General features: G+C 41.0%; 23 protein-coding genes. 8 read left to right on the top strand and 15 right to left on the bottom strand.

Annotation, left to right across the window (positions count from 1 at the left end; genetic code table 11):
- The first annotated feature begins 32 nt into the window (after positions 1-32).
- The 5 genes from B4U37_RS02855 (at position 33) to B4U37_RS02835 (ending at position 4,165) form a co-directional block, all read left to right on the top strand.
- Positions 33-281 carry a hypothetical protein gene (locus B4U37_RS02855; RefSeq protein WP_088016982.1) on the top strand — a complete coding sequence of 83 codons (249 nt, stop codon included), beginning with the start codon at positions 33-35 and terminating at the stop codon, positions 279-281.
- 100 nt (positions 282-381) lie between these two features.
- Positions 382-1,011, top strand: a complete 630-nt coding sequence (locus tag B4U37_RS02850; RefSeq protein WP_088016981.1) for a LysE family transporter — start codon at positions 382-384, stop codon at positions 1,009-1,011.
- A gap of 92 nt (positions 1,012-1,103) precedes the next feature.
- Positions 1,104-1,517, top strand: a complete 414-nt coding sequence (gene gvpU / locus B4U37_RS02845) for a gas vesicle accessory protein GvpU (protein WP_088016980.1) — start codon at positions 1,104-1,106, stop codon at positions 1,515-1,517.
- 93 nt (positions 1,518-1,610) lie between these two features.
- Entirely contained in the window at positions 1,611-2,795 is a 1,185-nt protein-coding gene (locus tag B4U37_RS02840; RefSeq protein ID WP_088020108.1) for an MFS transporter, read from the top strand.
- 20 nt (positions 2,796-2,815) lie between these two features.
- The gene (locus tag B4U37_RS02835; protein ID WP_088016979.1) at positions 2,816-4,165 is read left to right on the top strand and encodes an amino acid permease; all 1,350 of its coding nucleotides are present in this window, start codon (positions 2,816-2,818) and stop codon (positions 4,163-4,165) included.
- A 418-nt stretch (positions 4,166-4,583) separates the two neighbouring features.
- Here the strand turns inward: B4U37_RS02835 and B4U37_RS02830 are convergent, their stop codons facing one another.
- From B4U37_RS02830 to B4U37_RS02820, 3 genes are all read right to left on the bottom strand, one after another.
- Positions 4,584-5,450 carry a S16 family serine protease gene (locus tag B4U37_RS02830; RefSeq protein WP_088016978.1) on the bottom strand — a complete coding sequence of 289 codons (867 nt, stop codon included), beginning with the start codon at positions 5,448-5,450 and terminating at the stop codon, positions 4,584-4,586.
- Between the two features lie 64 nt (positions 5,451-5,514).
- Entirely contained in the window at positions 5,515-5,757 is a 243-nt protein-coding gene (locus B4U37_RS22165; RefSeq protein WP_198317072.1) for an ATPase, read from the bottom strand.
- Positions 5,754-6,029, bottom strand: coding sequence for a hypothetical protein (locus B4U37_RS02820; RefSeq protein ID WP_088016976.1), 276 nt, complete (start codon positions 6,027-6,029; stop codon positions 5,754-5,756). Before B4U37_RS02820 ends, B4U37_RS22165 begins: the two co-directional genes overlap by 4 nt.
- A gap of 448 nt (positions 6,030-6,477) precedes the next feature.
- Here B4U37_RS02820 and B4U37_RS02815 point away from each other — a divergent pair, with 448 nt between their 5' ends.
- A complete protein-coding gene (locus B4U37_RS02815; protein WP_088016975.1) occupies positions 6,478-6,822 on the top strand; it encodes a hypothetical protein in 345 nt (114 codons plus the stop codon).
- Between the two features lie 149 nt (positions 6,823-6,971).
- Here the strand turns inward: B4U37_RS02815 and B4U37_RS02810 are convergent, their stop codons facing one another.
- The 5 genes from B4U37_RS02810 to B4U37_RS02790 form a co-directional block, all read right to left on the bottom strand.
- Complete coding sequence (locus tag B4U37_RS02810; protein ID WP_088016974.1) at positions 6,972-7,517, bottom strand: flavodoxin family protein; 546 nt, start codon at positions 7,515-7,517, stop codon at positions 6,972-6,974.
- Positions 7,518-7,875: 358 nt separating this feature from the next.
- Positions 7,876-8,688, bottom strand: coding sequence for a GNAT family N-acetyltransferase (locus B4U37_RS02805; RefSeq protein ID WP_088016973.1), 813 nt, complete (start codon positions 8,686-8,688; stop codon positions 7,876-7,878).
- Positions 8,676-9,170 carry a DinB family protein gene (locus B4U37_RS02800; protein WP_088016972.1) on the bottom strand — a complete coding sequence of 165 codons (495 nt, stop codon included), beginning with the start codon at positions 9,168-9,170 and terminating at the stop codon, positions 8,676-8,678. Before B4U37_RS02800 ends, B4U37_RS02805 begins: the two co-directional genes overlap by 13 nt.
- Positions 9,171-9,260: 90 nt before the next feature.
- Entirely contained in the window at positions 9,261-9,773 is a 513-nt protein-coding gene (locus B4U37_RS02795) for a hypothetical protein (RefSeq protein WP_088016971.1), read from the bottom strand.
- Positions 9,774-9,874: 101 nt separating this feature from the next.
- Positions 9,875-10,396 carry a hypothetical protein gene (locus tag B4U37_RS02790; RefSeq protein WP_088016970.1) on the bottom strand — a complete coding sequence of 174 codons (522 nt, stop codon included), beginning with the start codon at positions 10,394-10,396 and terminating at the stop codon, positions 9,875-9,877.
- Between the two features lie 476 nt (positions 10,397-10,872).
- On the opposite strand from B4U37_RS02790, the gene ptsG reads away from it, so the two are divergent.
- Positions 10,873-12,930: a glucose-specific PTS transporter subunit IIBC gene (gene ptsG / locus B4U37_RS02785; RefSeq protein WP_088016969.1), complete on the top strand. Its 2,058-nt coding sequence runs from the start codon at positions 10,873-10,875 to the stop codon at positions 12,928-12,930.
- A gap of 50 nt (positions 12,931-12,980) precedes the next feature.
- On the opposite strand, the gene B4U37_RS02780 is transcribed toward ptsG, so the two are convergent.
- Positions 12,981-13,808: a manganese catalase gene (locus tag B4U37_RS02780; protein ID WP_088016968.1), complete on the bottom strand. Its 828-nt coding sequence runs from the start codon at positions 13,806-13,808 to the stop codon at positions 12,981-12,983.
- A gap of 115 nt (positions 13,809-13,923) precedes the next feature.
- On the opposite strand from B4U37_RS02780, the gene B4U37_RS02775 reads away from it, so the two are divergent.
- Complete coding sequence (locus B4U37_RS02775; protein WP_088016967.1) at positions 13,924-14,274, top strand: DUF2200 domain-containing protein; 351 nt, start codon at positions 13,924-13,926, stop codon at positions 14,272-14,274.
- Positions 14,275-14,758: 484 nt separating this feature from the next.
- On the opposite strand, the gene B4U37_RS22675 is transcribed toward B4U37_RS02775, so the two are convergent.
- The 6 genes from B4U37_RS22675 to B4U37_RS02745 all read right to left on the bottom strand — a co-directional run bounded on the left by B4U37_RS22675 (position 14,759) and on the right by B4U37_RS02745 (position 18,281).
- Positions 14,759-15,064 (bottom strand): DUF4190 domain-containing protein, encoded by a 306-nt coding sequence (locus tag B4U37_RS22675; protein WP_088016966.1) that lies wholly within the window; start codon positions 15,062-15,064, stop codon positions 14,759-14,761.
- A gap of 250 nt (positions 15,065-15,314) precedes the next feature.
- The gene (locus tag B4U37_RS02765; protein WP_088016965.1) at positions 15,315-15,599 is read right to left on the bottom strand and encodes a hypothetical protein; all 285 of its coding nucleotides are present in this window, start codon (positions 15,597-15,599) and stop codon (positions 15,315-15,317) included.
- Positions 15,600-15,853: 254 nt separating this feature from the next.
- Positions 15,854-16,126 carry a hypothetical protein gene (locus tag B4U37_RS02760; protein ID WP_198317071.1) on the bottom strand — a complete coding sequence of 91 codons (273 nt, stop codon included), beginning with the start codon at positions 16,124-16,126 and terminating at the stop codon, positions 15,854-15,856.
- 23 nt (positions 16,127-16,149) lie between these two features.
- On the bottom strand, positions 16,150-16,437 hold the full coding sequence (locus B4U37_RS02755) for a hypothetical protein (protein ID WP_245840040.1): 288 nt from the start codon (positions 16,435-16,437) through the stop codon (positions 16,150-16,152).
- A 5-nt stretch (positions 16,438-16,442) separates the two neighbouring features.
- Positions 16,443-17,339, bottom strand: coding sequence for an ABC transporter permease (locus B4U37_RS02750; RefSeq protein ID WP_088016964.1), 897 nt, complete (start codon positions 17,337-17,339; stop codon positions 16,443-16,445).
- 3 nt (positions 17,340-17,342) lie between these two features.
- Positions 17,343-18,281: an ABC transporter permease subunit gene (locus B4U37_RS02745; protein ID WP_088016963.1), complete on the bottom strand. Its 939-nt coding sequence runs from the start codon at positions 18,279-18,281 to the stop codon at positions 17,343-17,345.
- Positions 18,282-18,612: the final 331 nt, after the last annotated feature.

The raw sequence follows: 18,612 nt of genomic DNA, 5'->3' as shown, positions 1-18,612 counted from the left end.
ACTTTACATTAAAAGTAGTAAGGAGACACAACATGAATCAGCACCAAGATGAAACATTAAAAAAAGCTTTAGAAGAAGCAGATAAGGCTGTTTATGCTTCACAACTGGAAAGCAATTCGGATAACATAGGATACTCTCATCAGGCGATTGAACGCGTGGAACAAGCGCTAAAAGGTGCACCTGAAAATTCCTCGCCCACGTCTGATGAGCAACATGCAAAAGATATGTTAAGGCGTTTGAAAGAGACGCAAGCAGCTGTAAATGCGATACAGAATGACTAACGAGGGCTCCAAGTTCGGGGCTCTTTTTTAGATGAAAAAATGTGGTACAACCCTCCCTCTGTGAATAGAAATGTAAGGAGACGATGGGGAGGGCTATTAAATGAATTCCATTTTTACTTACATATTTTTAGGAGTGTCACTCGCAGCACCGATTGGACCGGTCAATGCTGCGCAGTTGGATAAAGGATTGCGACTCGGTTTTGGACATGCTTGGATTTTTGGTGTCGGGGCACTTGTCGCTGATATATGCTATATGTTGCTTGTTTATATGGGGATGATCCATTTCATTGAACAGCCGATGATGCAGGCGTTTCTCTGGCTTTTCGGCTTTTTCGTGCTTACCTACACCGGGATAGAAAGCTTGGTGAAAAGCGGGAAATCCACGTTTGTGGATGGACCAAAAGGAAAGACGACATTGCTTGGATCTTGGACTTCCGGCTTCCTGCTTTCCATCTCTAACCCACTTACGATCCTGTTTTGGCTTGGTATTTATGGATCCGTTCTTGCAAAAACAGCCTCCTCTTTTTCAAGTAACCAGCTGGCAATTTATAGTGCGGCCATCATCTGCGGGATTCTACTTTGGGATTTGTTCATGGCTACGATATCAAGTATTGCGAGGAACCTGTTGCATACTAATTTCCTTGTCGTGATATCTATTATTTCCTCTTTGTCGATGATTGGTTTCGGCATTTATTTTGGAGTGGAGGCATTTAGGTTGTTGTTTATGTAAAACCACTTGCACAAACTTCCAGAATAACCTCCCCCCATTAACCTATACTAACTATGTGCGCGTCAAAAAGGATTAAAAAGTGAGGGGTTAACTTGGCGAAAAAAGAGGAAAACGTATCCACCGATGATGCGGTAATGCAAATGTTGCTTGATTTAACGGACAAAGATGGTGTAGAGATAGGAATCACGTTAAATATTAGTGGAACAGTGGTAGCGGGAACGCTTGTAGGACCGCATACTTATTATGAAGGTATCATTGCCTCGGCAGATGAGGTGGAAAATAGCACCCTCAAGCACGTTCTACATAAAAAATTCACGGATCTTAAAGAGGCCTATATTAGTGAACGTCAAGAGGAAGAAGAGAAAAAAAAGCAGGATATGATCGCTACTTTTATTCATTTAAAAGATGCTGCGTATATCTCTGCGAACACGCAATCTCCTATCAAAAGTCATGCATGGTGGCGTGGAAGAATTGATTCCATTGATGGGTTTTCATTTAAGCTTTAAGCATTTGAACTTATTAATTGTAGACCAAACGATGGAGGGGTAGAGGTGACAAACAAGAAAATCGGACAAGTCAGTGCTTGGTGCATAATAAGCATGGCTTCCATCCCTCTTATTATGACGCTGGGCAATTCTATGCTTATTCCTGTTTTGCCAATGCTCGAAAAAGAATTGGACATCTCCTCCTTCCAATCGAGTATGATCATCACTTCTTACTCTGTTGCTTCTATTTTTTTAATACCTATTGCGGGTTATTTATCTGACCGGTTTGGCAGGAAAATGATTATATTGCCCAGTTTAATACTGGCGCTTATCGGGGGATTAATTTCCGGATTTGCTTCTTGGAAAATAGATGATCCATATACTTGGATTATCATCGGTAGGATCATACAAGGCGTTGGGGCAGCAGGCGCGACCCCAATCATTTTGCCGCTTGTCGGAGATCTATATCAGGATGACGACGAGAAGACCAGTTCTTGTCTCGGAATCATTGAAACGTCCAATACATTTGGGAAGGTTCTTAGTCCCATCTTAGGTTCGCTATTGGCGGCTGTCCTATGGTACCTTCCTTTCTTTTCAATATCTATTTTCAGTTTGATTTCCATCTTAATGGTCCTTGTTTTTATCAAAGTACCTAAGAAAAAAGATAAGCCACTCGCCCTGAATATATTTATTCAGAACACCAAAAAGATTTTTCAAAAAGAAGGAAAATGGCTTTATACCACCTTTGTTATCGGTATATATGCCATGCTGATTCTATTTGGCTTATTATTTTATCTATCAGATATTCTTGAAAAAACGCATGACCTGCATGGTGTGAAAAAAGGATTATATTTAGCGGTTCCTTTGTTTACCCTCTGCGTCTCTTCCTATATCACAGGAAAAGTCATCAAAGGGAATATCGAATTGATGAGAAAAATTCTTTTGGTATCCCTTGGGGTCATCGCATTAACCATTGTTTTTGTTGAATATCAAAATGAAAAGATTTTTTTATTGCTCACCATCTCGAGTTTTATCGGTATTAGCATAGGGGCAATGTTGCCCACGCTTGATGCATTGATTACTGAAAATGTAGAAAAGGAAGAGAAAGGCACCATCTCATCCCTTTATAGCTCTTCCAGGTTCATTGGAGTCGCTGCAGGTCCACCAATCATGTCAGTCGTAATGAAAAACCATCTACTAATAAGTCTTTATCTGTCTAGTGCGTTGGCAATCATTATTGGGATTCTAGTTTTTATTTTCGTCCAAAATGTAAAGCCAAAGAAAAGCACACTCTGGTAGCTGGTTAGAAGGAGAATCACATGTCAAAAGCCTCTTGCAGTTCCAAACAAACAACAGGTGATCTAGCCTGGTGGCAACTGTCACTAATAGGAATCGGATGCACAATTGGCATCGGCTTTTTCCTAGGATCTTCTCTTGGAGTCAAACTTGCTGGCGCTTCCATCATCTTTTCCTTTTTAATTGGAGCCGCCGGTACCTATATCGTGTACAGCAGATTAGCCAAAATGACCGTTAAAGATCCACAGGAAGGTTCGTTTTGCTATTACGCTGGGAAAGCATTTGGTAAATGGGCTGGATTCAGCTGTGGCTGGAATTACTGGTGCTCCAACATCCTAATCATGGGTAGTCAGCTGACTGCCCTAGGCTTGTTATCTCAATTTTGGTTTCCAGACGTGCCGCTTTGGATCTTCTCAGCAGGCTACGCCGTTTTGTCGTTTTTCGTAGTGATGCTTGGGACCAAAGGCTTTGATAAAATGGAAGACCTTTTCGCTATTATTAAGGTCGCAGCCATTGTGATGTTTATCGCTATTGCGTTGGGTATTTATTTTGGCTGGATTAAGGGAGATGGCGGTAGCGGGGGCAATATGCCGAACACTATCAAAGAATGGATGCCTCTAGGTTTGAAAGGGGTTTGGTCTTCGCTTATTTATGCCTTCTACGCATACGGCGGCATCGAAGTCATCGGACTCATGGCCATGCAGCTGAAAAAGAAAGAAGACACATTAAAAGCCGGAACTATCATGATGTTCTTTTTAATGATTCTCTATGTAGGCTCCCTTGGACTTGCCGTTAGCCTTGCTGCCTTTGAAAAATTTAATGAAAAGGAAAGTCCGTTTGTGACCGCCCTAACCAATTACGATCTTTCGTTTTTTCCACATGTGTTCAACGGGGCCATCATCATCGCCGGTTTCTCTACCATGACCGCCGCATTGTTTGGAGTAACGACTCTTTTAGTTACACTGGCTAAAGATGGAGACGCACCAAAACTATTTCAGAAAAAATTACAGTTTAGAGAGCTACCTCTTCCCTCTCTGTTACTTGGAGTGGTGGGATTGGCAGCCTCCGTACTTTGTGCCTTTGCGCTGCCAGGCAAGGTGTTCGAATACATCACCACCGCTGCCGGATTATTATTGTTGTATAACTGGATATTCATCTTGCTGTCGTCCTTTAAATTGGAGAAAAAAGGGAAAGTGGTCTCCGTTGTGGGGCTGCTGCTGTTGCTCTTAGCCATAAGCGGAACCGTCGTCGAAAAGACCGTCCGGAATGGCTTCTTTATCAGCATTCTCTTTGTAGCGTTGATTGGAATCGTTACCCTTATCATGCAACGGAAATGGAAAAAAGGCGGCGGGAAGAAGTTGAAGTATAGTTGATGGGGTGGGTCGTGGGGACAGGCACCGTGGCCCATTTTTTGCTTGGAGGGGCGTTGGAGGGGCAGGCACCGCGACCCGCTTTTGTTTTGGGTGGCTAGGGAACTCTCCTCCTCGTGCAACTAGTTTTTAGGTTAAAGACCAAAGTCTGATAATTTTTCCGCTGCAGTGGTCTTTACAGGCGTTCTTATGACTTCTTTTTTAATTTTCCACTAGGAAGAAGGTCTTTAGAGTGCTTATAAAGACCACTCTTTACTACATTTCATCTCAAGAGGGTCCTTATAACCCTTCTAATGACTTCTCCACTCTAGATTTCACGGCTCAGAGGTCTTTATAGCAGCTCCTTTTTTCCTACACATGCAAAATACACTCTTCCTAGTTAGGTTTCTCATTTATCTTGTGCAACAGAATTACACTTACTTTAACTTCTTGGAGCATTCCAACTCTCAATAACCCTAAGTGCCTCCTCTACACTTCTTACTCCTTCAATCTCAATATCAAGATTTAAATCTTTCTTCGCCTTCAACGCTTCCTTCAAATTTCCTTGAGGAACAATCACGTGCGTGTGCCCATCCCTGAATGCGGTTTGTATTTTTTCTTTTACAAGACCTATCTCTTTCACTTTACCTCTTTTGTTAATAGCGCCCGTCACACCTATCGCAAGATTATTAGTCTCTGTTTTCTCATGTAGAATGGATGACAACACCAACGCTAATCCAGCACTATTACCGTCAAGTCCCTCTTTATTTAAGAACTCTTTTATTTTTGGGGAAGTGTCACTTAAGTAATGTTGTACACTGTTCCTCATATCCTCCACTGGATTCAGCTTCAAGTTTAAAAGCTCAAAAATCCCAGTATTCTTACTTCGATAGCGAATAATATTAGTAGCAGTAATATTTTCAAATCTGTCTGCTTCATTATAAAAGTGTAAGGTTGCTCCCTTCCCCAACTCTGCACTTCCAACTCCCAAAACATATATGCCGGTGTTAGGTACCACTTCTTCTGACGGTTGATAAAAAGTTACAATTGACTCTGTTTCATCGAGGATAAATGTAGAAAATTCATAGTTAAAAAGTATAAAGGTCAATAAAGCCGAATATATAAATGCACGTCTCAACTCTTTTAATTTTAAGGTAACAAAAACGAACATTATGTTAGTTACTGTCAGCAATAACAACAATAAAGCAAAATCCATCCCAGTGAGATGATCAAACAAATATAAGTACAAAAATGCAAAATAAATTAAAACAGTACCTAAAAATGGTTGCAAAACACTCTGTTTCTCCAATTTTATATCCCCTTGCTACGGTAGTGGCCAAAAACGATTTAAGAGGTAAACTACCAGATTATTTTTATATATTGCTTTTTGTTCTATGCTTAATAATTTGCTCACTAACAACCCCCAGAATCAACCCAACACATATAGGTAGAAATGCTATCTCTAAGTAAGTAGAAGATACTTTAAAAATAAGAAAATTTATATCAGCTAAAAACCCCAACAAGTACAGGAAAACCATAGACCCAAAAGCTATTGAAAGTGGTACCCAAAATGACTTTCTCATTTTCACTCTCCTACTATTATTGCTTTTCTTCATCCATCAAACCTTTCCGCCTTCTCCCCAGCATAATCACTCAATTTCACTAATCCCACTGCAACAGCTGAAAGCACACCATTAAACAAAGCGGTCAACCATAAAAGCTCTGAAAAGCCAATCGTACTCGCATACATGACACCTAAGAGCATACAACCCAAGATCGTAACTAAAAAAGGAATCTTCTTCGCCACAGAACTAACAACTAAACTTAACAACATTGATGCAGAACCCATGATAAAAAAATGAACGCCGAAGATAAGCAAAAACTCCATTTAAAGTTTTCCTCCAATCAGATATCAGTGGCTATATACATTTTATTCACCTCTTAATTTATATCCAATATATGCCCCAATTAGGTTCCCAATTAATATAGAGACGCCAAGCCCAAAACTCACTTCTCCGCTAAAGAATATCATATATCCTAATAGCCCCAATAACGTACCCGCAATCGAGAACACTAAAAACTTGCTTATTCTTTTAATTATCCTCCACTCCCGTCAAACAAGTTCACATACTTTATAAAATTATCTACCTACTAACTTTTTCTATTTTTGTTGGGGTAATCCCTTTTAATTCCGCTAAATAAATTGGATTATTGTGGTAAAATTAATGTTGATAGGGGGAGATTGCATTAAAAAAGGTAACAAAATTGCGCTACCTTTGGTTTGTTACTCTAGCTTTTTAATCGCTGCTTAAACATAAATAAAGGGAGTTGATTCAATGTACGGGGAAAATCTTCCTACATGGATACTGTTAATCTACTATTTGCTCTTCTTAACAACCTTTGTTATAGCAACTACCTGCATCATCAGGATGAGAATAGTAATTGCATCCGTATTCACCATTGTACTTTTATTCTCGGTTCCAGTAGTTTCGATATTGAATGGCATTGATAGAGCTTCTGATCATAATGAACTAGAACATTTACTTTTCAGTATTGGTCAAGGAGAGACATGGGCTATTTTCGTTGCTGCTGGACACTTATATATTGTGGTATGGTGGATTATTTATTTAAGAAAAATACAGGAGAACCGCTCTCCTGCTCAAGTTAGCAACCATTCTTAGAGTGAAGTAAAGGCAGGGGGGCTTCCTTTAGCTTTAATCGGTCGATATTCACAAGTAATTAGGAGAACTACAAATTCAGCCTATTCTCAAATTGAAAAAACTTCCCTCTCTATCTATATAGAAAAGGAAGTTTTTCTTTGTATTAGATTCTATTTTACACGTAGTTCTTCCCTTAGTGCTTCCGCTTGAAACAATGCAACCTTATCCGCATGGATGTCCCCAGGCTGGTTTCCTTTCCCAATCACGTACCCCTTAAATTCCAATCCCATGAACTCAAAAATGTATTTGAACTGCTCTATCATTGGCAATCCTTTGATAGAGGGATTATCTCCTCCAACTGCAATGACGTACGCTTTTTTGTTTGACATGTCGGCTTTGAAATCCGGAAAGTTATTGTCACGAATCGAATGGGACCAGCGATCAATGAAATTCTTCATAGTGCCTGACATACTGTACCAATAGATAGGCGTGGCAAAAATTAACGTATCATGCTGCAGTACACGTTCTATAATGGCGTTATAATCATCATTTCTATTTTGAACCCCCTCGACATCGTGGCGCATATCGATGATTGGAAGGATGTTGTGGTTGTTCAGGTATATTTCTTCCACCTCAACGCCTTGGGTAGCATGTTTGGTAAGGGTTTCTGTATTTCCATGTGGACGGGTTCCCCCGTATATTACAGCTATGGACATAATTAATTTCTTCCTTTCACTTCTGGATGAGTACATTTTATACTGAAGATGGGGACGAGGCATAGGAAAGAGCAATATTTTGTGTAATTTAAATGCGGCCAATCTGCTTAAATTTCTGGTAATCTACACACTTCCCATCCTCCGCGCAATATATATCAGTAAAGTTTTCATTTTATCCGCCAAGTTTCCGTTTTATCCGCCAAGTTTCCGTTTTATCCGCCAAGTTTCCGTTTTATCCGCTAACTTTTCGTTTTATCCGCTAACTTTTCATTTTATCCGCGACTTTGGCCAATATATCCTTCATTCGACACAGAACGACAAACGCCGAGAAGGTCCACACCTACCCCGGCGTTCCACATCAAAGCTTATCCCAAACCGCATTCGTATAAGCAATCTTCAACCCAGCTCGCTCCATATTCTTCTGGCTCACGCTGCCAAAAGCCGCTTGTCCAACCAAGTATCTGCAACCTTCATCAACCGCATGCTGCATACGCTTTTGTATCAACGCCGTCTGCACCCCTTTGTTCCTGAATTCAGGCACAGTCGCCGACGCAGCCAATGTTGCGACATCATTTTTCACATACAAAACACCTATTCCGGCTGGCTCGCCGCCTACACTCGCCAAATAAAATGTCCAAGGTTTGCTCTCCGCAAGCACCTTATTATTAGCCGTCACATAGTCCTTAAATGCTACAGGCATCCCGAACCCGCTTGTATATAATTCACCAAAAATATCAAAGTCCTCAAGACTGATTTTTTCAATCTGGACAGCGGTATCCGCACCACCCATCACCGGCTCTACCGGCGACAACGGGCGGTAAAGCGCCGTATGAAAACCACTTTGAAAAAAGCCCAACGTACTGAGCTTCCTAAAAAGGTCGGTTGAAGCATTGCCTGGTGTTACTTCGAATCGCGCCGGCATACCTCTACTGGTATAAAAATCTACTATTTCATCCAAATCATCGATATTCTCTCCGCTTATTCCCTTCACCGTATTGAAAGATGGTCCCGGGATACTTTTCACAGAGAATGCCACAGCGTTACCAAACCGCTTTAGCTCTACGCCCATAGCATTTTCGTTAAGGGTTGCAATTCTATTCAATCTATCTTCCAGCACATCTATTTCTGACTGTTCCACAATACACCATTGATTTTTCATTAAATTTGACATGTGTTTACCTCCGGCGCGATCAAATCCGTATCCGGCGGAGTGTAACCTAGCTGGCGGCCAATTTTTACAATCTGCCCTTTATGGTGAAATTCATGGGTGGTGGTGTGTGTGAAAAGCCAAAGTGTGCTGAAGTCCGATGTTTCACCGCTTTTGAATGTGTATGGAATGGTATGCTCCCAATTGCCTTCATATTTCAGCAAAAATTCCTCAACAAGCTCGTCTGTTTTTCGGAAAAGTTCTCTCATATCTTTAACAGTTTTGATATCTTCCGGTTCTGTATTATCGACTGTTTTTCCAAGACCATGCGTCCCCAGCCAAAAATGAAAGCAGGTGGCAATATGTACGTGAAGATTTCGGATGGAATCCCCGCCGAAACTCTCCAATTCCTTGACATAGTCTGGTTGTGATATACCTTCACAATACTGAAATAACGTCTCCCTTGTTCGTTTGATCCAATCGTACTGACTTTGAAATAACTCCATTTTCCCATCTCCCCACTCTTTAATGAAGGAATATTCCGTCTTTATTCCATATTATCATACGGTTGTGGAGATGGTAATAATTTCTACAGTTTAATGAATGATAGAATTTGCAACTTTCACAAGCAATTCTTCTTTTACATATGGCTTTGAAAGTTCGCGAATATATTCAATCATGTAGTAATTCCCTTCGTATTCAAACTTTAGTTTTGAGATTGACGCGTGTTCTTTTCCTTCAACGTATGAACCGTTAATGCCATCCTTAAGAGTAACTTGTTTAGCAATATTTTGGGGAAGCACTTCCTGCTCTTTTTCCGTAACCCAGACTACCAAAACATCCATATTGCTTGAATCAACATATTCGAGTTCTAAACTCCCTTTAAAATAACCTCTGTCATTATATCTCCCAAAAGAATGTGTCGGTTTGAAAGGAAAGTTATCAGGGGGCGTGGCGTCTAGATTGGTCTGTTTCTCATATTGAGTTGTGGCTTTTTCGATGGTAGTAAATCCAGATTCTAAATAGCTCGAGGTTATAGAATCGACTTCGTTGTGTAGAGGTTGAAAAGGCGCTAACATTAGCAGGCTGAATAAAAGGAGTTTTGTCATTGGTGTGGCTCCATTCTACTTTTTCTATGCTAGTTTAACTTTAATTCTGTCCAGGTATGCAATAAAAAAAGCAAGCGTAGAGTGTGAGGTTTGTTCTTATTTTAGTACTCCAACTGACGAGTTAATCTCTCCACATCACTTTCGTTCTTGAACAATCTCTTATTTAAAACTTGCAGTTCATTATCACGATCATCTAGCTTCTTATCGATCTGTTTCAGAACTGCCACAATGTCTTGCGATTGATTTTCCTCTAAACGAATTAATGTAGCCTCCACCCTTGTTAACTGAGTTTTGAACTGATCAAACTGTTCTTTGTTTTCTTTCTTGTATTTCTCAAACTGCACTTTATTTTCTTTCTTGTACTCCTCAAACTGCGCTTTATTTTCTTTCTTGTACTCCTCAAACTGCACTTTATTTTCTTTCTTGTACTCCTCAAACTGCACTTTATTTTCTTTCTTGTACTCCTCAAACTGCGCTTTATTTTCTTTCTTGTACTCCTCAAACTGCACTTTATTTTCTTTCTTGTACTCCTCAAACTGCACTTTATTTTCTTTCTTGTACTCCTCAAAATCACTTCTGAATTCCGTTAATGCCGTTAAAAGAATATCCAATTTATCGGGCATGTTCTCCCCCCTTTTAATAATTATTTACGCTCTTTAATAGTTTAACACTTAACAATTTAAACTTGCACCGATTTCTATAAAATAACAAAATGTCATTTTTCATTATGGATACTTAACCCCAGAACTAATAAATCTCTTTCTATCAAGAACTCTGTATTCGTTAAAGAAAAAACCTTTAATATCCCGATATAAATCAATAAACAACGTTGCGATGTCCACCTATATCTCCTCCTCGTTAAAAAAATATGCCAATATATGTAAATATCAGCAGGATAAACAAAATAATATGCTGTTTTTTATACATTTATATAAAGTTCGTGCCAAAACCAGCCAAGTTCGTGCCAAAAAGCCCTTAGTTCGTGCGAAGACACGATTCCGTTCAGGGACAGGCACGGGGACCCGCCCTTGTTTAAAACTTATTATTTAGGGGAAATTAAAACCACTTTGAACTATTACATATTTAGGAGGTACTGCCTTTGAAGAAGTTATTTGGTGTGTTGCAGAAAGTCGGGAAGGCGTTAATGCTTCCGGTGGCGCTCCTACCGGCGGCGGGGATTTTGCTTGCACTTGGAGCTGCGTTGAAAGAGGAAAATTTGTTAGAGTTGATGCCGTTCCTTGGTGCGGATTGGCTTCAGTTAGTGGCAAGCGTGATGGATGCTGCCGGGGGTATTGTATTTAGTAACCTCCCTGTACTTTTTGCTGTTGGGGTTGCAGTTGGACTAGCCGGTGGTGAAGGGGTTGCTGCACTGGCGGCAATCATTGGTTACCTCATCATGAATGCGACCATGGGTGTTGTGCTTGGCGTGGATGACGGGATGCTTGATGATCCGGCATACGCGAATGTGCTTGGGATTAACACGCTTCAGAGTGGAGTTTTCGGCGGGGTCATCGTCGGAATCCTCGGGGCTTTTATGTACAACAAGTACTACAATATCGAGCTTCCATCCTATCTTGGATTCTTTGCGGGTAAGCGATTCGTTCCGATTGCAACAGCTGCCTCTGCAGTTGTGCTTGGAATCCTGATGTCCTTTGTATGGCCGCCCATTCAAGGCGGATTGAACACCCTTTCAGAAAGTATGATTAACACAAACTTAACGTTATCTGCCTTTATTTTCGGTGTGATTGAACGTGCTTTAATTCCATTCGGACTACACCATATTTTCTACTCACCTTTCTGGTTTGAGTTCGGCTCCTATACGAACGAAGCCGGAAACATTGTCCGTGGGGACCAGGCTATGTTCTTTGCGCAGCTTCGTGATGGGGTCGAACCTACTGCCGGTACATTCATGACAGGTAAATTCCCGTTTATGATGTTTGGACTTCCTGCTGCGGCGCTCGCGATCTACCACACGGCGCGTCCTGAAAAGAAAAAAGTGGTTGGCGGAATCATGGCGTCTGCTGCCCTTACCTCATTTTTAACAGGTATAACGGAACCAATTGAGTTCTCGTTCTTGTTTGTCGCACCAGTGTTATTTGCGATTCACACTGTGTTTGCTGGACTTTCGTTCATGGTGATGCATATTTTAGATGTGAAAATAGGGATGACCTTCTCCGGTGGGGTCATCGACTACCTGCTGTTCGGGGTTGTGCCAAACCGAACCGCTTGGTGGCTGGTGATACCTGTTGGGCTTGTGTTCTCGGTGATTTACTATTTCGGTTTCCGTTTTGCTATCACAAAATTCAACCTTGCAACACCAGGTCGTGAGGATGTGGACGAGGATGAAGACGGAGCCTCTCCAACAACAGCAGGCGACCTCCCACATGATGTATTGGAGGCCATGGGTGGCAAACAGAACATCTCCCATTTAGATGCTTGTATCACAAGACTTCGCGTGTCGGTGAACGAAATTTCAATGGTCGATAAAGCTCGCTTGAAAAAACTTGGTGCCTCTGGCGTTTTAGAAGTCGGCAACAATATCCAAGCAATTTTTGGTCCAAAATCAGATACGCTAAAATCACAAATCAAGGACATTATGGATGGCAAAACTCCTCGTCCTGCTAAAACCGACTCCAACAAAGAAATTGAGCAGCAAATTGAAGAGATCAATCCAGATGCGATGCAGACCAAATCAACTGAAGGCGGATTTATCGCTCCTATCAAAGGAGAAATCAAACCGCTAGACGATGTGCCAGATCAAGTTTTCTCCGGAAAAATGATGGGGGATGGATTTGCGATTGAACCTTCAGAAGGACTTGTCGTCTCTCCTGTTGACGGAAAAATAGTCAACCTGTTCCCAACCAAGCATGCGATTGGGATTGAGTCCAATGAAGGACATGAAATTCTGATCCACGTAGGTATTGATACCGTCAATTTAAAAGGGGAAGGATTTGAAGCATTAGTTGCCCAAGGTGATTCCGTAACGAAGGGGCAAGAACTTCTAAAGTTTGATTTGGACTTCATTGGGAAGAATGCTCCTTCATTGATGACACCGATTGTGTTCACCAACTTGAAGGATGATGAAAAGGTGAAGTTGAACAAGCAAGGTGAAGTATCTTTAAAAGAAGAAGGAATTGTGGAGATATCTAAAGGTTAGATAAAAGGGGATGCTCGGGATTGCAACTATCGCAACCGAGCATTCCTTGTTTATTTTACAGAGGGCGGTGTATCATGCAACGCTGGAGGTGCAGGACTAAGTATTGGTTTGCCACCCCATGCACCTGGCATACTTAAGTATTGGAAATTTGCTAAACCATCCGGCGCAGGGCCACTTGCCCAATTGCCTTTGCTGCTTTCTTCTCCTTCCGATAAAGCAATAAACGTATGTGAAACTTCCGATTTTTCCTTTGTCGTAGGGAATGTACTTGGAACGATTACTCCTTCTTGTGCTTCTAATTCTTGAATCGCTGCCAGCCACTGATTTTGGTGCATTCTATCTCTGGCAATGAGGAACGACAACATATCTCTTACTCCACGGTCTGTCGTCTGTTCATATAATCTGACTGCCTGCAGACGCCCTTGTGTTTCGGCGTTTAGGTTTGCCCTAAAGTCGGCGAGCAGATTCCCACTGGCAATGACATATCCTCCGGTCCACGGTACACCAACACTATTGACAGGTAAAGCTCCAAGTCCTGAGACAATAGCATGTTGCGGGTTCATCCCACCCATAATTGCAGCCATTACAGGATTATTTTGAGCCGCTTCTTCCTGAGCTTTTACCGGTGCATTATCGAGCAGTCGTGCAATCATTGTGGCAAGCATTTCAATATGGGCAAGCTCTTCTGTCCCAGTATCCATTAATAAATCACGGTACTTATCATGCCTCCTTGTACCCCACCCTTGAAACAAGTATTGTACAGCAACTGAAATCTCTCCAAACTGCCCTCCCAAAATTTCCTGCAACCTTGCGGCAAATATGGGATCAGGCTTATCCGGCTTTGCTTCATATTGTAATTCCTTCATATGAAAAAACAAAACATCTCCACCTTTCTTTAATCTTCACATGTTATATATACTGATAATGGTTTGTACATCATTCTAAACTTTGCATGATACAATAAAAGAAAGAATCTCTATAGGAGGATGAATGATGGAAAAGCACAAAATCTATACGATGAGTTTTGCAAGTGTATACCCCCATTACGTTACAAAGGCAGAGAAAAAAGGCAGAACAAAAGAAGAAGTCGATGAAATCATTCGCTGGTTGACAGGCTATAGCCAAGATGAGTTAGGAATGGTGCTAGAAAAGAAAACAGACTTCGAAACCTTCTTTGAGGAAGCGCCCCAAATGAACCCTTCCCGGAACCTGGTTAAAGGGGTCGTTTGCGGAGTACGAGTTGAAAACATCGAAGAACCCACCATGCGAGAAATCCGTTACCTTGATAAACTCATAGATGAACTAGCAAAAGGAAAAAAGATGGAGAAAATCTTGCGGGCTTAGCAGGTTATGGGGACGGGCACCTTGATCCACCATTTTTTTCCGCCGTTAGCATTAAGGGCACTATTACTCTCTGTAGCGATATCGCTTTTCAAGCACCTTCGTATTCGACAAAGAAACGCGGAATCACCCTAATTGGAAAACGAACAATTTCCCAGCATACCTTTTTCAAAAGTTAATTTTGATTTTTTCGCTGAACCCCTTCTCTCACAAGGGGTTCATTTTTTCTTTAACAAACGTTTGTTTAAAAAGATCTATTTTAAAATAAAGGTTTCCCGGGAAATTTGTCGTTTTAACAGGAACGAGGGCAGGTTTGTGAATTATATCACTACACCTTTTTGAAAAGTTAATTTCGAAAAATCCATTTCCTCCCTACAGCCCCAAAGCTTTGAGATTTTCTTAATCAAACGTTGGTTTAAAAATTACTATAATAGAAAAAAGAAAAGGACAATCCCTTTTAACAAAAAGGCCGTCCTTTTCTTTCTACTTAACTCACGTCCATAATGAAATCCGTCGACTCAAAGATTAATAGGCTAATTAAAATTATTATGAGAGGCAGAATGATTCCGACCAAGCTACAAACTAATCCTGCCTTTGCATAACCTCGACCCGATTGATCCGTTTTGTGAATCTCATTCAACCCAATCACAGCAAGGACAAATCCTGGAACTGCAAAAAGCATGCTTAAAAAACTAATAACACAACATACTATCGATATGATACCAAGTACTAAAGAAAGAATAGCATTACTATTAAGCTTTCCCGTCTCGGAATGTGAAACAGATTCATTCATTTTTTGCACCTACCATTCTAATCCACTGAATGTTAGAAGATAAATTATTTAGACTCTTACTGCATTATAGCTCTCCTCAGCTACAACACGCCACTACTTTTCTAGTATCCTTTTCCCTATTCCAGATATCTCCATGCCTGATTTCATGATTTATTTTTGCCTGATCTCACGCCTTCTTTAGCTCCACCTTCCCAGACACTGCATTTTCGCTAATGAAATCCCGGAGTTTTATCCGTTCATTCACATCACATTAACCTATTCCCAACTCTGTGATTGCTATAAATATAAACAAAATCCCTAGTAAGTAATCCATCACATAGACCTTCTTTTCATCTCGATGATAATGCGATTCTACACCATTCATAACATTCAAGAGTCCAACTATCAAAAAGGCATATCCTAAATACGTGCCATTAAAATCATCCCTGTATCCCAAAATAAATAGAGCAATCATTGCTATAGATAATATAATCCTAATCGCCACTATCGGCTTCGAACTTTTCGTCCGTTTTATTTTTTCAAAAAACAAACCCACTTCATCACACTCCTACTAAACTTCACCTCTTGTGATTTATATCTCTAGTAATAATACGAAAATGATTAAGAAAAAGTTCCATGCTTGTCCCTTTTTGGAGGTAATTGTTGATGGGATTATGTGGATACGGTTCTCTGTTACCGTTTTTCTTCTCATATGTTGGTTTCGGGCTTAGAGAGGCGTTCTCTGTTACCGTTTTCCCTTTTAACATCCAAGTTTAGTAACAGAGGAACACGCTCGATTAAGTAAAATCCTCAAATACTACACCCTACCCCCAGCATAGTAAGGAAAAATCCTATCACCAATAAAATCAGTGTTGCCTTAGCAAAGTTCTTCAAGCTTTCGTTGTGATCACCAAATGCTAGTACCAGTAGAACGATGAACCCGACAAATGGGATTGCGATAAGAATTAAAACAACAATCCAAGTCCCAATGGTTACTTCACTCGTATCCCAGCTGTGGCGAGGTGGAGTGTGGTCGCGGCTATCAAAATGTGGTTGTTTGTAGTTATAATCATTGTAATCCAATGACATCCCCCTTCCTCAAAGGACTAATTGAACAACTCTAACCAACCTGGATAATCGAATTGTCCGCTAGATATTTGAAAGAACCTTCCATATGCCCCTAAGTGGGTAATACCGTGCTCCCCCGCCACTACAGGGGTGTAGGCTGAAAAGAGCAAGAAGTTCACACGTTCCACTTCCATTTCCAATCCTTCAGGAAGCTTTTCATAAGTTGGCTCCCCTGTCATCTCTAGGTACTCTTCCTCGCTGGGGTTTGTGAGTACAGCAACCACCAGCAAGGTAAACACCAAAAACAATAAACTATATTTCTTCACTTACATCACATCCCAAACCGGCTAAAGTGCCTTCTCAATCCCTCACCTAAAATATTGAAAGTCAAAATAACATACATAATCGCAAACGCTGCAGCGGCTGGAATCCACACAGCTGTGTAAATATCTTTGCGGGCGTCTCCTAAAATCGTCGGCCAGTTGAAGCTTGTATTGACTAGGTCATACATACCACCAGGCGGAACTTCCACAAATTGCATCGTAATAAAAATCGAGAAGATCCCAAGCTGGCCGATAATCAGCGCCACTCTTCCGATATCAAAGCAAAAATTAACCAACATGGTTGGCAGTAACGTTGGCAAGAAGTGATTCTTGGCAATGCCAAAATTCGATAACCCAACCGTGCGAGCCGCATCAACATACGGTTTATTTTTCACATGAATCAATTGATCCCGAATTGTCACGCCAACACGTCCCACTTCCACCAATGCTATGCTGAAAATAACAATCCAGAACCTATTTTCTGCATAAATCAAAAGTGGTAGATTAAACGCTAAAATGGCAAAGAAAATGACTGGCATACTAGAAAAAATCTGATCCCACACGTTAAGGAAATTGGAGATAACACGTCCCCCGAGCGATGCAATTGCACCAAGGACTACACCTACAACATAACGAATGCTAGTAATTAAAAAAATAAGCAACAATGTATCTTTTGCACCCATGACAAGAAGACTTACCATGTTTCTGCCTTCATGGTCAGAGCCCAGCGGAAAGTCTGCTGATGGAGGGAAAGGTGCTGAAACAATACCCCCAGCCTCTGGAAAGATCAATCGTTTGCCTTCTAATCCCTCTTTTACATAGGAGAAAGAGGATCCGAATGCAGCCACTAGAATTAACAGAATTAGAAAAAATCCTCCGGTCCAAAGCGCTGTATTTTTCCGCATCCCCTACGCTCCCTTCTGGCTGAGCTTTGTCAGCATAATCATTTTTACAATATGAACAACCAGCACGGTTGCTATAAAACAAAGCGCGAACCCAAAAACCAGTCCCGCTTCAATGTCGGAAGTGCCGAATCCAACTGTGTTCTGTCGTCCACCTAATGCCACAAACATCCGATTCCCTGCCCCAGCATAGCCGGTCAAGTACTCCACCATCAGCATATTCGAGATCACCACCATCATGATGGTCGGCAGGTGGGCAATTAAATCAAGCGCGCTGTTCCTCATTATATGACGGTTAATAACCTGCCTGGCTTTAAATCCTTTCGCAAAAGCCGTTCGGATATAGTCCTGACCATCTTGATTCAGGAGCGACACACATGTCATACGCGCGACGTACATCGTTGGATAAATGGAAACCAGCAAGGCCGGCGCGGCAAAGCTGTACCAGTTTTTATTACTGAAGATCATCCCCATCGGCAAATAATAGAATGCTAGATAAAAAGCGATAATCACGACGAAAAAGTCAGGAATCGACTGAAAAAGCCACGTCGTTCCGTTCCCAAGCAGATTCTTTTTCGTGTATGTATTGCGATAATCAAAGATCCCCTTTAATACGCCGAAAATTATGCTGACCACAAATCCAATCATTATGATTAGCAAACTCTTCGGATAGTATCGGATTAGTTCTTTTTCCACCGAAGTCTGCGAGAACATTGTTCCGCCGAGACTCTGGTGCTCCCATATATGCTGAAAGAACTGTACGATGTTTGATTTGTACACTTCAAAAAACAGAGAAAGTTGAAACCCTTGAAATGCACCATCTTCTAGACTCATAGGGATTTCCCCATAGTACCCCCCTCTTGGGAAAAAAATGAGCAAAATAGTGAAAATTAAAGCTAAAATAACGGAAACAGACAACTTAATTGATTCTTTCTTTAGTTCCATTGGATCCCCCTTTTTTTAACATTCAGTCTTTTACCTTTGTCTATCTCCAATTATTTCAAAATAGTTCGTAATACTCAATTGATTTTTGAAAATTTTGTTAAAGCGAATTAGAGGTTGTTTACAATTCATCACATTTAAGGAGAACAACTAAAAACACTCCAAAATAATGGAGTGTTACTTATAACATGTTTTATTGTACTATTGTAGTGCTGTAAACGGGGCTTTGGGAATATAGACGTGTTCTATTTGACCTTTCCACCTATTTCATCATCGCTTCGGTCGTATAGACGCGTTCTATTTGACCTTTTCACCTGTTTCGGCACCGCTTCAG

It is taken from the genome of Sutcliffiella horikoshii (genome assembly GCF_002157855.1).
Lineage (GTDB): Bacteria > Bacillota > Bacilli > Bacillales > Bacillaceae_I > Sutcliffiella_A > Sutcliffiella_A horikoshii_C.
This window is presented reverse-complemented; position numbering and strand designations above follow the sequence as displayed.